Annotated in this window: 22 protein-coding genes and 1 pseudogene; 13 read left to right on the forward strand and 10 right to left on the reverse strand. The window is 39.9% G+C overall.

The genetic code is table 11. From position 1 onward, the window contains the following. The 10 genes and pseudogenes from AVJ19_RS22805 to AVJ19_RS16175 all read right to left on the reverse strand — a co-directional run. Positions 1-73, reverse strand: a pseudogene (locus AVJ19_RS22805) (DUF4102 domain-containing protein); the annotation flags it as partial. A gap of 416 nt (positions 74-489) precedes the next feature. Continuing rightward, positions 490-669, reverse strand: a complete 180-nt coding sequence (locus AVJ19_RS16140; protein WP_111860670.1) for a hypothetical protein — start codon at positions 667-669, stop codon at positions 490-492. Next, entirely contained in the window at positions 669-899 is a 231-nt protein-coding gene (locus AVJ19_RS16145; protein ID WP_111860671.1) for a hypothetical protein, read from the reverse strand. Before AVJ19_RS16145 ends, AVJ19_RS16140 begins: the two co-directional genes overlap by 1 nt. A gap of 4 nt (positions 900-903) precedes the next feature. Beyond that, on the reverse strand, positions 904-1,074 hold the full coding sequence (locus AVJ19_RS22080) for a hypothetical protein (protein ID WP_162626634.1): 171 nt from the start codon (positions 1,072-1,074) through the stop codon (positions 904-906). Continuing rightward, on the reverse strand, positions 1,067-1,597 hold the full coding sequence (locus AVJ19_RS16150; protein WP_111860672.1) for a DUF551 domain-containing protein: 531 nt from the start codon (positions 1,595-1,597) through the stop codon (positions 1,067-1,069). The genes AVJ19_RS22080 and AVJ19_RS16150 overlap by 8 nt, the downstream gene beginning before the upstream one ends. A 104-nt stretch (positions 1,598-1,701) precedes the next feature. Then, positions 1,702-1,941 (reverse strand): hypothetical protein, encoded by a 240-nt coding sequence (locus AVJ19_RS16155; RefSeq protein WP_322873948.1) that lies wholly within the window; start codon positions 1,939-1,941, stop codon positions 1,702-1,704. 86 nt (positions 1,942-2,027) lie between these two features. Further along, the gene (locus AVJ19_RS16160) at positions 2,028-2,387 is read right to left on the reverse strand and encodes a hypothetical protein (protein ID WP_111860673.1); all 360 of its coding nucleotides are present in this window, start codon (positions 2,385-2,387) and stop codon (positions 2,028-2,030) included. Then, the gene (locus AVJ19_RS16165; protein ID WP_111860674.1) at positions 2,381-2,587 is read right to left on the reverse strand and encodes a helix-turn-helix domain-containing protein; all 207 of its coding nucleotides are present in this window, start codon (positions 2,585-2,587) and stop codon (positions 2,381-2,383) included. Before AVJ19_RS16165 ends, AVJ19_RS16160 begins: the two co-directional genes overlap by 7 nt. Beyond that, on the reverse strand, positions 2,584-2,928 hold the full coding sequence (locus tag AVJ19_RS16170) for a hypothetical protein (protein WP_111860675.1): 345 nt from the start codon (positions 2,926-2,928) through the stop codon (positions 2,584-2,586). Before AVJ19_RS16170 ends, AVJ19_RS16165 begins: the two co-directional genes overlap by 4 nt. Positions 2,929-3,121: 193 nt before the next feature. After that, on the reverse strand, positions 3,122-3,838 hold the full coding sequence (locus tag AVJ19_RS16175; RefSeq protein WP_111860676.1) for an XRE family transcriptional regulator: 717 nt from the start codon (positions 3,836-3,838) through the stop codon (positions 3,122-3,124). A gap of 131 nt (positions 3,839-3,969) precedes the next feature. On the opposite strand from AVJ19_RS16175, the gene AVJ19_RS16180 reads away from it, so the two are divergent. The 13 genes from AVJ19_RS16180 to AVJ19_RS16240 all read left to right on the forward strand — a co-directional run bounded on the left by AVJ19_RS16180 (position 3,970) and on the right by AVJ19_RS16240 (position 10,290). Next, the gene (locus tag AVJ19_RS16180) at positions 3,970-4,203 is read left to right on the forward strand and encodes a hypothetical protein (protein WP_111860677.1); all 234 of its coding nucleotides are present in this window, start codon (positions 3,970-3,972) and stop codon (positions 4,201-4,203) included. A 10-nt stretch (positions 4,204-4,213) separates the two neighbouring features. Then, positions 4,214-4,489, forward strand: a complete 276-nt coding sequence (locus tag AVJ19_RS16185) for a hypothetical protein (RefSeq protein ID WP_111860678.1) — start codon at positions 4,214-4,216, stop codon at positions 4,487-4,489. 48 nt (positions 4,490-4,537) lie between these two features. Next, a complete protein-coding gene (locus AVJ19_RS16190; RefSeq protein WP_111860679.1) occupies positions 4,538-5,536 on the forward strand; it encodes a hypothetical protein in 999 nt (332 codons plus the stop codon). Continuing rightward, positions 5,533-6,414, forward strand: a complete 882-nt coding sequence (locus AVJ19_RS16195; protein ID WP_228203385.1) for a hypothetical protein — start codon at positions 5,533-5,535, stop codon at positions 6,412-6,414. The genes AVJ19_RS16190 and AVJ19_RS16195 overlap by 4 nt, the downstream gene beginning before the upstream one ends. 14 nt (positions 6,415-6,428) lie before the next feature. After that, entirely contained in the window at positions 6,429-7,175 is a 747-nt protein-coding gene (locus AVJ19_RS16200) for a DNA-methyltransferase (protein ID WP_111860680.1), read from the forward strand. A gap of 82 nt (positions 7,176-7,257) precedes the next feature. Continuing rightward, the gene (locus AVJ19_RS16205) at positions 7,258-7,473 is read left to right on the forward strand and encodes a hypothetical protein (RefSeq protein WP_111860681.1); all 216 of its coding nucleotides are present in this window, start codon (positions 7,258-7,260) and stop codon (positions 7,471-7,473) included. Next, entirely contained in the window at positions 7,470-7,787 is a 318-nt protein-coding gene (locus tag AVJ19_RS16210; protein WP_111860682.1) for a hypothetical protein, read from the forward strand. The genes AVJ19_RS16205 and AVJ19_RS16210 overlap by 4 nt, the downstream gene beginning before the upstream one ends. Continuing rightward, positions 7,780-8,169: a hypothetical protein gene (locus AVJ19_RS16215; RefSeq protein WP_111860683.1), complete on the forward strand. Its 390-nt coding sequence runs from the start codon at positions 7,780-7,782 to the stop codon at positions 8,167-8,169. The genes AVJ19_RS16210 and AVJ19_RS16215 overlap by 8 nt, the downstream gene beginning before the upstream one ends. Further along, positions 8,162-8,359 carry a hypothetical protein gene (locus tag AVJ19_RS16220; protein WP_111860684.1) on the forward strand — a complete coding sequence of 66 codons (198 nt, stop codon included), beginning with the start codon at positions 8,162-8,164 and terminating at the stop codon, positions 8,357-8,359. Before AVJ19_RS16215 ends, AVJ19_RS16220 begins: the two co-directional genes overlap by 8 nt. Further along, positions 8,352-8,714, forward strand: a complete 363-nt coding sequence (locus AVJ19_RS16225) for a hypothetical protein (RefSeq protein ID WP_111860685.1) — start codon at positions 8,352-8,354, stop codon at positions 8,712-8,714. The genes AVJ19_RS16220 and AVJ19_RS16225 overlap by 8 nt, the downstream gene beginning before the upstream one ends. After that, the gene (locus tag AVJ19_RS16230) at positions 8,707-9,063 is read left to right on the forward strand and encodes a DUF1064 domain-containing protein (RefSeq protein ID WP_111860686.1); all 357 of its coding nucleotides are present in this window, start codon (positions 8,707-8,709) and stop codon (positions 9,061-9,063) included. The genes AVJ19_RS16225 and AVJ19_RS16230 overlap by 8 nt, the downstream gene beginning before the upstream one ends. Further along, complete coding sequence (locus tag AVJ19_RS16235; protein WP_111860687.1) at positions 9,060-9,731, forward strand: metallophosphoesterase; 672 nt, start codon at positions 9,060-9,062, stop codon at positions 9,729-9,731. The genes AVJ19_RS16230 and AVJ19_RS16235 overlap by 4 nt, the downstream gene beginning before the upstream one ends. Positions 9,732-9,738: 7 nt before the next feature. Beyond that, complete coding sequence (locus tag AVJ19_RS16240) at positions 9,739-10,290, forward strand: hypothetical protein (RefSeq protein WP_111860688.1); 552 nt, start codon at positions 9,739-9,741, stop codon at positions 10,288-10,290. The last annotated feature ends 22 nt before the right edge of the window (positions 10,291-10,312 follow it).

The raw sequence follows: 10,312 nt of genomic DNA on the forward strand, positions 1-10,312 counted from the left end.
CTTTTAATTCAGGTTCAAGATTGGCAATGACAGTATCAGACAGTGGACGGCGTTTTATTTCTGATCTTTTCATTTATCCGTGTATCCCTTGAGTTCAATATTTCTAAAAGGATACACAAGGGGATACATAGAAAGCAACACTATAGCTAGTTATGTTTGGTTATGTTTAGGCAAGAAAAAAGGCTTAATCCCTTTAGAATCAAGCCTTTTGTCTTTAAAACTTGGCATATTTTGCCATGTTTTGGAAGGTATTTGGTGGAGATGGCGGGAGTGCAATTATTATTATAAATATTTGATTTATTAGTGTGTTTTTTATTTTGGAGTTGCACTGTGTAACATCTGTGTAACAAGTTGATTTGATGCATCATGATTAATTGTGATTGATTATGATGAATCGTGATGAACAACCGATTTAAGTTGAGTTTAGTTGATTATTTTGGATTTGAACTCAGAACCAATATAGCATATTTTCAGAATTAGAAAAGGCGCTCAAATTGCGCCTTCTTCTTTTAAAATTTCTCTTCGCATTTTTTGGACTGACGAAGCTGTCCAGTCTTTACGATTTGTGAATTCGCGATCAGGTGGGTACTGGTCTAAGTAATACTTTTTAAAAGTGTTTACTGCCATTCCTAATTCTTGAGCAACTTTGGTCATAGAGTACCATTTCATCAACCTTCCTCCTCTTCTTCATCCAACTCACTTAATGCATCGTTTGGATCTGTCGATGTCAATTCAATTTGAGCTAAACATGCTAAATGCCACATGCTTTGTTCAGTGGGGTGAGTTGATTCATATAAATTTCCATGACGCTCTCTAACGTGCTCATAACCCAAGTGAAGATAGAAAGCTTCGGCAAGATCATGGGTTTGATCAACTATTTGTCTTGCGGTTCTAGTCATGCCCTTACTCCTCGCCCAAACAAGCCGCCACAGCCTGCTCCAAAGTTGGATATTCTTCACCATCATCATTTGTCGCAACAATCCAATTGTCATTGAATTTTGAAATTAAATGAGAACCCGTGGTAGCAGGAACCCAAACATCATCAGCATCGAGAACTAATTCAACTTTAAGCATTGTTTTGCTCCTGTGCTTCAATGGCTTTTTGCTTTGCATCATTCTCATAATAAAAATGAAAGCTTTCGGGTAGTTCGATATTTTTAGGCATCCAGTGAGATATGTATGAACTAACAGCTTCCCACCCATAGCAATTTCTTTGCTTGAATCCGCCAGAGTATTTTTTATCCTTAGTTGCTTGGACTACATGCCCATAATGATGCACCAATACTTCATCACCCTCATTTGGCATACGCTCAGTAATTGAGATCCACTCTGGCACAGCCACTTTTTGAGCATCATGACAAAATACAATAGCCTTTTTCCACATTGCCCAACCTGTATTCACACGATGAAAAGTATCATTGGCATCATCTTCATAAATCGGATCGAGGTCATCTTTTACAACGTAATTACCTTGCTCCATATCAAAAACAAGAAACTCAGAACGATCAGACAACCAATAGTTGGCTTCAAAGTTTGGTAACTGTTCAGCCCAAAATGCTTGCTTTTCTGCCAATGTTGGCTTTTTTTGAATATCCATCACGCCACCTCAACTTCACGAATTTCACGTGCAAAAATTGCATAAGCATCATCTTCACCAAAGTGAATATCAATTAAGAAAAATCCATTTGGTGCAATTGGGTTCTATTTGGTGATGTCGCGGCTATCCATCATGATTTCCCAATCATCACTAGAAACAGAGCTTTCTAAAAAGAAAATAACCGTCTCAACATTGAAATGAGTAAGCATCGCATTCCATGCTTCCTTTGATATTGATTCCTCATTTGCATGATGTGTATCTAAGTAAGCAATGTATGCAGGGTGTGACCAAGCACCTATTTCATCACGAACAATTTCCGCAGGTTTTAATTGATTAATTTCCATCACTCCACCCAATCTTCTATTAAAATAAATAATTACACCGATTTTTAAGCCTATTCTTTTATTAGAATAGGATTATAGACAGTGTGCTAATGCATTCCACGTCTTGCACGCTTCCACTTTTTATATTCAGGTGATGAGAAGTGACCTGATGCAGCTAATGCATCGTAATAATCAGAACTAGATTTCGCTGTAACTGCTTTGGTCAGCATCTTATTCAGCTTTTCCGAAACTTGGTTATCTTGGATTTTATAAAGTGTATTTGGATATTCGCGATACAAATCATAATTTCTCAAGAAGCCACTTAGCGTACGATCTTCTCTGTCTTTCCGCTTTAGAATATAAAATGTGGGCTTTTCAATACCCACACGGTAGCGTGCACCTTTCTCTACATCACTGTCGAATTGACAGAAGTAGACAGGTTTTTGGAGTAAAGATTTTTCTAACATCGCACCTCCATCTTTTTTCTTAAAGTAGAGCGATGAATTCCGAGCTTTTTTGAAGCTTCAGTTATATTTCCTCGACATAAAATAAGGACTTCTTCGATCACCGCTTTTTCAACTTGAGAAACAGCAACTTCAAATGCGTTGCCATGATTGCTTTGAATCGTGTCGATGATTTCGTCACGAACGAATGAGATTGAGTTCATTCAGACACCTCCACAATCGCACTGCTGATTCGCTCATACTCAGAACGATCAATGTAAATATCATCAATCGCCAAACCCGATTTACTGACAATCACATTGTCAATCTGCTCGATATCGCCATCTTTCATGATGTAATCGAGATCAACTGTAAGGTCATCAGCTTTAAGCGTTGCGGGGCAGAAGTCAGCGCAATTCGGGAGTGCTGTTACAAGCTCGTAATGGCTTGGGTTTAGAGAAAATTGCTCTTTGGCAGGTTGAGCTGCAAATGCTGTGATGGCTATTGCAGCAAATAAAGAAGCGATAGCAATCGGCTTCTTGAAATTTCCATTTGATAGATTCATAATAATCTCGCTTCATCTAGCCCGCCGATTTCCAGTCCTGCGGGCTTTTTGTTGGGTACGAGAATTATTAAACCATGAGTTTAAATTAGGTTCAAGTATTTTTAAGCCTTTGGTTTAAATATTTTTAAACCTAGTAATTTTTAGGCATAAAAAAGCCCACGTTGTTTGTGGGCTAATTTTTATAATATATTGATTATCTTCTTATTTTTCTTGTTTCTGATTTCCACCAATATTGACCATAAATCGAAACATTTTCATTTTTAATGCGTTCAGGCGAGTAATACTCATCAGGATAGCGCACTTTATCATCATTTCTTGAAACCGCCTTAAACCCACCCATACCCTCATTATTCCAGTTAAACAGAAATTTTACCTTCATGTCATCGCCAACAAGGAATGCATATATCTCACCATCATATATACGAGTGGCAGAGGTATCTACCGATATAGCCTGGCCGTCCACCAATTCAGGAAACATGCTATCACCGCGAACATTTATAACTTTTGCAGTTGCAGGGTTTACATTGCAATCCTTTAAAGTATCTTCCCTAAACCATAATTTTAATGGACTTTGTTGCTCTTGATTCATATATCCATAGCCAGCGCTTACTGATACTTCATTATAGAAATCAATAGCTACATAACCAAGTGGAACGTCATCACCATCAGACCAAAGTGAAACTTGTTTGTTTGTAATTTCCGCATTTCGCTTAGATTCATCGCCAGTCAACAGCCAACCTATGTCTTTTTCAAGAAGGTTTGCTAAATCCTCAAGGGTTTCTTTTCCAATTTGACCTTTTTTCCATTTGGTCGGGGCTTGCGCTGATAAACCAATCGCAATAGCAGCAGCAGACCAAGACATCTTTTTTTCTTTTAGTGATGAGTCGATTCGAGAGACTAAATCATTCATTTCAATTTCCTTTAACCAATGGTTTAAATTTTCTTATAAAAACGAGTAAAAAGGAATGAACCAACGGTTGCAATGAGTTTAAACTCATGGTTTAATTTGATTCATAAAGTTTAAATAAGGTTTAATTATTTATGGAGAATCCAGTAAAAATTGCATTCAAGGCAGTTGGTGGTCGAACCAAAGCTGCTGAGATTATCAACCGCTCTTATCAAGCCGTGAAGAAAATGGAAGATAAAGGCGTTCTACCACGCACTGAATACACCAATGAGACGCAATATGCTCAAACATTGGCTGACCACAGTAATGGCGCATTCACAGCGGCTTGGCTACTTGAGAATGCAAACCCAATAAAACAAACAATTTAAGGGTGACTACATGAGTCTTGAAAAGAATTCTACACACGTCCGTTTATCTCCTGAGAATCACAAAAGAGCGCAGGTTTTATCAAACATCAAAGGTAAAAACCTCGCTCAATACCTCGCGTGGCTTCTTGAAAAAGAAATCGCTGGCGAATGGCATATTCTCAATATAGAGCAAAGAAATTTAGAGCGCTTGGGAATAGCAGGGTTATTAAGGGAGTTAAGTACGGAAGTTGAAATCAACGAGGGATTGGAAGGGATTCACGGGGATTTAAGCAAAGAAAAAGCCTGATGTACTAGATCAGGCTTTTAGTAATTCATCAATTTGGAACCAATGAATATGAAATCAAATTTAGCACATGAACCCACCGAGCCGCAAGGTGAGGTGGTTCGGTTTCCGAAGAAAGAGCGACAAGCTATGGCGGAGAAATTCTCTCAAGGCTTTGTTCAATCAAGCCAACTGTACAGAAAAGAGGTGTATCCGTTTCTTAGTGATGCTGCTCGCCATGTTTATTTTGAACTTGAAAGCAAAATTAATGGTTTTCATAAAGATTCTGACTTTGTGAGTTACAGCCAATTGCAGGGCAATTCCGATCTCGAAGGTGCGAGAACCATGTCTAGAATGACAGTTGCAAAAGGTGTTAAAGAGCTAGCTGATCATGGCGTAATAACCATTCTTGCAACGCACCGAAAGCTAGGGAACAAATACCAAATTAATGAAGTGTCATTGCTTGGTAAGCAGTACACAAAAAAGACTAGTACACCTAGTGAACTAGTACACGTAGTAGACCGCACTAGTACACGTAGTAGACCGCAAGTAGTACACGTAGTAGACACACAAAAGAAAGATTTAAATATATTTATTAAAGAAAGAGAGGAGGAGGAAGTACGCACGAATTTTCAAGCGCAAAACCGCACTTTGAACTTCATCGAGTATCACACACAAGATCGTGTATTGATCTCTTTCAAAAACCTTTGCCAAAAATATTCAGTTGAGCAAGATTTTATTGCTCAAGCAAAAGTGAGTTTTCCTAACCACACTGAACAACAAATTCAGAAAGTTTTATCTGATCTTGCTCAATGGTCACTATCCGCAAGTAACCACACGCCACAAAAATGGATGAACATTTGGCTTGACTTCATGAAGCGTGAGCCGAGTGCTCAAGAAAAGCGTAGTTCTGAAAGCAAGAAATATCAACCCGCTTCATCGAAAAATTCACAAACGATGAAAGCGCATGATGAATTCTTTGCTCAACATGGCATTGGCTCAAATTTCGAGTCAGATTTTATCGATGTTCATGCAACTGAAATCAAAACGATCGGAGGTAACAACCAATGACACAGTTTTCAACTCAAGATGCAGCACGCTTGATGAACAAAATGAAAGCGTTCTACGGCAAAAAATATGCTGAGCAGTGGGGTGATATTCCTGCTTCAGAAATCGCCAATGCAATGGTTGAGTGCCTACAAGGTTTGTCAGCAGAGGATTTTAAGCGAGGTTATTTGAGAATGCAGAAATCTACGTTCTGCCCAACAATCCCTGAATTCCGCTCATGGTGTGAACCACAAACAAGCGAATGGCTTGGCGCACACGAAGCATGGGCGATTGCTGAAAAGTCGATTGGTTTCGATGGTGAAGAATTGACAGTGATTTGGACTGAGCAAATGGCTCAAGCGTTTAGTCGTTGTGAATCACTTGTGAAAACTGGCGATAAATTTCAACGAGCTGAAGCGAAGAAAATATTTTGTGATGCTTATGATCGCCTTGTTGATCAAGCGAAAGATCAGGGTTTAAAACCTGAATACATCACAAGTCTAGGCACCGATACAGACCAACGTATCGTAGCGATTCAGCAAGCTGAATTGGATGGGTTTTTACCTGCACCAGTGGCAGCAGCTCAACTTGAACACAAACAAACCAAAGCTGAAATCAAAGCTGAAGCAGATCGTTATAAAACTACAGCACAAAAGGCATTGGCTTCAATCGCAGACAAGATTAAGCGCAATGTGAACAAGATGCAGCCTGAGCACAAGGAAGTTCAAGCGTGGGAAGCGGCAGAGCAGGTGCACATAGACCCATTTGATGACTTGGAACAGTACAAAGCAAATCTTAAACAAGATGGAAAACCTGTCCCGCCTGCGGTGAAATCTTGGGAAATGACTTTAGCTCAAGCGGTTGAGAAGCGTAGAGCGATGATGCAAGGAGATGCAGCGTGAACAACTTAAATCTAATGCTTGGTGATTGTCTCGAGCAAATGAAAGAAATTGAATGCGGTAGCGTGGATATGATTCTTTGTGATTTGCCTTATGGGACAACTTGCTGCAGTTGGGACGCTGTAATTCCATTTGAACCACTGTGGGCTGAATATGAACGAGTAATTAAAGAAAATGGGGCAATTGTTTTATTTGGCGCTCAGCCATTTGCTGCAGTACTCGCTTGTTCAAATTTAAAATTATTTCGTTATGAGTGGATTTGGGAAAAGCCGAGCGCTACAGGCTTTATGAATGCAAATTTACAACCGCTCAGAGCTCATGAAAATGCATTGGTTTTTTATAAATCACAGCCAACGTACAACCCTCAGAAAACCTATGGTCATGAGCGTAAAACTGCAAAACGTAAAGATATTGGTTCTGAACATTATGGCAAACAATTAAATATCAAGGCTTATGACTCAACTGAACGTTACCCACGCTCAGTACAAATTTTTAGCAGCGATAAGCAGAAATCAAATCATCATCCAACACAAAAACCGGTTGCCCTTTGTGAGTTTTTAATTCGCACATACACGAATGAGGGTGAGACCGTTTTAGACAACACAATGGGGAGCGGTACCACTGGCGTAGCTTGTGTAAACACTAGTCGTCACTTTATCGGAATCGAGAAAAAAGAAAAGTATTTCGAGATAGCTAAAGAGCGTATTGCTTTAGCTGCTGTTGAGAAAGAAAGGCAGCCTGACTTATTCGGAGAAATAGCATGAAACAACTCCTAATTTTAATCGCAGTGTGCGTCTTGGTTTGGGTGAGTGGTCAGTGTGAAAACGTGGTGCATGGGGGTGGGGTGTGAAAGAGCAATCAAATGCGGTGCTTACTCCGCACTTAATTCATCCGAATTATTTTAAACGCAAAGCTTTGGCACATGTGACTGCGTATAGATCTGAGCTTGATGTGAATCTAGTGAGTGAGCGTGTACGGAAGGAGCGTAAGGAGTGGTGTTTAAAGCAAGTAGCGCTTCTTGAGAATATTCCAAGCAATGCGGTATTGGGAGTGAAAGCATGATCAAACATGACTTAATTGAGCAGGTAGGCGGTATTGAAAAGGCGAAGGCGATTGTTGAGGGTGCGCCTGATTCCTACTACTGCACAGGCATATCAGATTACACGGATGGTTATGATGATGTCGAGAAGTGCCCTGATTGTGTGAGTGTTCAAGACCTCCGCACCGCAATTGCTCAGCACGAATCAAACAATTATCAAGCAATAAATCATTGTAATAACTGTGGAAATTGTCAGAAAGATGACATTTACACAGATAGTATCAAAGACATCCGCAATCACATCTCGCTAAATACGAAGGTGATCAACCATGGATAAATTAACGATGGCGCATGAAATGGCTTTAAAGATAGCGGAAAGCGGTGTGAGTGTTGATATTTGCGCTGGTCTTGGGTGGCGTTATGCGGATGCAATGCAAGCCGAAGCAGACAAACGAACATCACAAAAACGAGCTGAGTTACGTGAATTGCTCAATCACTCAAACACTTTTGTTGAAAAAGAGGGTCAGCATTTTGATGATGTTGAGTTTGAGGTGGATTGGGATTTAGCACCGCCTGAAGCAACCACATGGAAAACAGTAAACAATGTTGCTATTTGGATTGCAGCGCATGGTCAGCCGTTATGTACAGCGCCTACGTTTGGCTTCACAGGATCATGTGTTGTGGGTCGCCCTGAAATGGAGGCGGAATGTCATGGATAAACAAATGACTTTTGATGAATGGCACCAGAACACAGACAGTCTATGCCCTAGACGAGCTTTTGAGGCAGGTCAGCAATCAAGACAGGCTGAGATTGATGAGAAAGATAAGCGGATTGAAACAGCGTTAGATCTGATGATTGATGGTCATTATGAATTAGCTGAACAGGCTTTGCGAGGTGAGCATGAATAAACGCATCCTGTGTGAAGCTGACTTAAAAAGTACTATTCCTAAAACTTGGGCAGAAGCGGTTATGTGCTGCAAGACAAACAATCCGTATTGTGGTGCAGATGGTTATTGCCATGCTGATGGTGCTTGTTTTGAGGTCAAGGAATTAACTTTAGAACAAGCATTACTTGAGATTGAACATCTTAAAAAAGAACTTGATGAAACAAGAGTTAAAAATCATCAACTCGAATCCATGCATTTGAATGTTATTGCTCGCCTTAAGCATGCAAAAGATTTAGCGCTCAATAATGGGAAAAGTGAACGTTTATTTGCAATTAGGCAAACATTGGCTGTTTTGGAGCGAGGCAACGATGCTTAAACCCCGCAAGAAGCCAAAATTCAACAACCGCAAAGTAGTGCTAGAGGGCGCTACTTTCGATTCTCGTAAAGAAGCAAGGCGTTATCGAGAGTTGCAGCTATTAGAGCGCACAGGCGAAATCAGTGAGCTACAGACGCAGTTTGCGTTTGTACTTGCTGAGTCGGTCAAGTTTAAGAGTGAGCCACGTAGAAAACCTGCTGTGAAGTATGTAGCTGATTTTGTTTATATCAAAGATGGTCGTCAGGTTGTCGAAGATGTGAAGAGTGTTGCTACTCGGAAAGATAAGTATTTCAGATTGAAAAAGCACTTGATGATGAGTGTGCATGGAATTGAGGTGGTTGAGGTATGAGTCTAGTCAAAGTTTGGGATAAAGAAATCAAAGGCAAACTCTATGCGGTTGGTGATATTCACGGCTGCTATAACTTGCTCATGAATCGCTTAAATGAAATCGGTTTTGATTTTGAAAAAGATCTATTGGTTGCTGTTGGTGACTTAGTGGATCGTGGTATTCAAAATGAAGAATGCGTAAGTCTCATTGATGAGCCTTGGTTTACTTCTGTAAAGGGTAATCATGAAGATTTGGTAATCATGGGTAGCACAAATCAATCCTATTTCAAATGCCATATTCAAAATGGTGGTGAGTGGTTTTATGACTTGGATTGTCAGGTTCAACAAGAAATTATTAATAAATTAAAAACACTTCCAATTGCTCTTGAGGTAAATCACAAGGGTAAAAAATACGGCTTTGTGCATGGGCATATTGAGCAGAACAACTGGAATGATTTTGCAAAAAATATAGGAGTTTCTGCATTGCGTGACCCTGCTGAATTAGCAATGTGGGGTCGTGATCGAATTGATACTGATAATTTGCAATATACGCACGTTCAAGGCGTTGATGCGGTAATCATGGGGCACACAGTCACTCAAAAGCCTTTTAGGCGAGATAACTGCTACTACATCGACACAGGTGCGGTGCATTGGGCAACTTTAACAATTTTGGATTTAGAAACGGTTTAGGTGGGATATGAACGCAGTAGCAGACAAGTTTGAACAATTCGAGTGGTTGACTCACGGCATCACTGCTAAGTCACCGCAATTTGGGGATGAAGGTAAAGGTACGGGGGAAAAGCCATTGGATTATCAAGATCGCTTGGGTGCTATTGCAAGCATGGATACTCAGTTGGAAAAGTCGGTGACGAGTGTGATTGTTTTTGGCAATGTATCAGAAATGGATTATCAATATATTCGGTCGCATTTAGCGTTAATTATGGCAACAAACTCAAAACTAGATAAGCGAAAAGAACCTCAAAAAATTTCTATTCAGGAACTTTCAATGCTTATTGCTCGTATTGTTATTGATTTCTCAATGAATCCTGAACTAGAGAAAAACTTCACAGCAAAAGGACGGTTATATTATGCAGGCATTCGGTCTTGGCAAATGGATGATGAGCAATATCGCAAGACTTGGAAGCAATACGAAAACTTGATGGTTTTGGCTTTGGAGTCAGCGATTGACAGCGCATCAAAAACAATTGAAAACTATCGTAAAAATACTTACAAAGAATTTAAAGCCTAGGGATTCCATTATTTCGGAAACC

Origin of the sequence: Acinetobacter sp. CFCC 10889 (assembly GCF_003268395.1) — a bacterium.
Classification (GTDB): Bacteria; Pseudomonadota; Gammaproteobacteria; order Pseudomonadales; family Moraxellaceae; genus Acinetobacter.

What these genes read in the sequence shown, in the direction of transcription:
- AVJ19_RS16140 (WP_111860670.1), bottom strand. Translation starts at nt 669, where the DNA reads ATGAAATGGTACTCTATGACCAAAGTTGCTCAAGAATTAGGAATGGCA.
- AVJ19_RS16145 (WP_111860671.1), bottom strand. Translation starts at nt 899, where the DNA reads ATGACTAGAACCGCAAGACAAATAGTTGATCAAACCCATGATCTTGCC.
- AVJ19_RS22080 (WP_162626634.1), bottom strand. Translation starts at nt 1,074, where the DNA reads ATGCTTAAAGTTGAATTAGTTCTCGATGCTGATGATGTTTGGGTTCCT.
- AVJ19_RS16150 (WP_111860672.1), bottom strand. Translation starts at nt 1,597, where the DNA reads ATGGATATTCAAAAAAAGCCAACATTGGCAGAAAAGCAAGCATTTTGG.
- AVJ19_RS16155 (WP_322873948.1), bottom strand. Translation starts at nt 1,941, where the DNA reads ATGGAAATTAATCAATTAAAACCTGCGGAAATTGTTCGTGATGAAATA.
- AVJ19_RS16160 (WP_111860673.1), bottom strand. Translation starts at nt 2,387, where the DNA reads ATGTTAGAAAAATCTTTACTCCAAAAACCTGTCTACTTCTGTCAATTC.
- AVJ19_RS16165 (WP_111860674.1), bottom strand. Translation starts at nt 2,587, where the DNA reads ATGAACTCAATCTCATTCGTTCGTGACGAAATCATCGACACGATTCAA.
- AVJ19_RS16170 (WP_111860675.1), bottom strand. Translation starts at nt 2,928, where the DNA reads ATGAATCTATCAAATGGAAATTTCAAGAAGCCGATTGCTATCGCTTCT.
- AVJ19_RS16175 (WP_111860676.1), bottom strand. Translation starts at nt 3,838, where the DNA reads ATGAATGATTTAGTCTCTCGAATCGACTCATCACTAAAAGAAAAAAAG.
- AVJ19_RS16180 (WP_111860677.1), top strand. Translation starts at nt 3,970, where the DNA reads ATGGAGAATCCAGTAAAAATTGCATTCAAGGCAGTTGGTGGTCGAACC.
- AVJ19_RS16185 (WP_111860678.1), top strand. Translation starts at nt 4,214, where the DNA reads ATGAGTCTTGAAAAGAATTCTACACACGTCCGTTTATCTCCTGAGAAT.
- AVJ19_RS16190 (WP_111860679.1), top strand. Translation starts at nt 4,538, where the DNA reads ATGAAATCAAATTTAGCACATGAACCCACCGAGCCGCAAGGTGAGGTG.
- AVJ19_RS16195 (WP_228203385.1), top strand. Translation starts at nt 5,533, where the DNA reads ATGACACAGTTTTCAACTCAAGATGCAGCACGCTTGATGAACAAAATG.
- AVJ19_RS16200 (WP_111860680.1), top strand. Translation starts at nt 6,429, where the DNA reads ATGCTTGGTGATTGTCTCGAGCAAATGAAAGAAATTGAATGCGGTAGC.
- AVJ19_RS16210 (WP_111860682.1), top strand. Translation starts at nt 7,470, where the DNA reads ATGATCAAACATGACTTAATTGAGCAGGTAGGCGGTATTGAAAAGGCG.
- AVJ19_RS16215 (WP_111860683.1), top strand. Translation starts at nt 7,780, where the DNA reads ATGGATAAATTAACGATGGCGCATGAAATGGCTTTAAAGATAGCGGAA.
- AVJ19_RS16220 (WP_111860684.1), top strand. Translation starts at nt 8,162, where the DNA reads ATGGATAAACAAATGACTTTTGATGAATGGCACCAGAACACAGACAGT.
- AVJ19_RS16225 (WP_111860685.1), top strand. Translation starts at nt 8,352, where the DNA reads ATGAATAAACGCATCCTGTGTGAAGCTGACTTAAAAAGTACTATTCCT.
- AVJ19_RS16230 (WP_111860686.1), top strand. Translation starts at nt 8,707, where the DNA reads ATGCTTAAACCCCGCAAGAAGCCAAAATTCAACAACCGCAAAGTAGTG.
- AVJ19_RS16235 (WP_111860687.1), top strand. Translation starts at nt 9,060, where the DNA reads ATGAGTCTAGTCAAAGTTTGGGATAAAGAAATCAAAGGCAAACTCTAT.
- AVJ19_RS16240 (WP_111860688.1), top strand. Translation starts at nt 9,739, where the DNA reads ATGAACGCAGTAGCAGACAAGTTTGAACAATTCGAGTGGTTGACTCAC.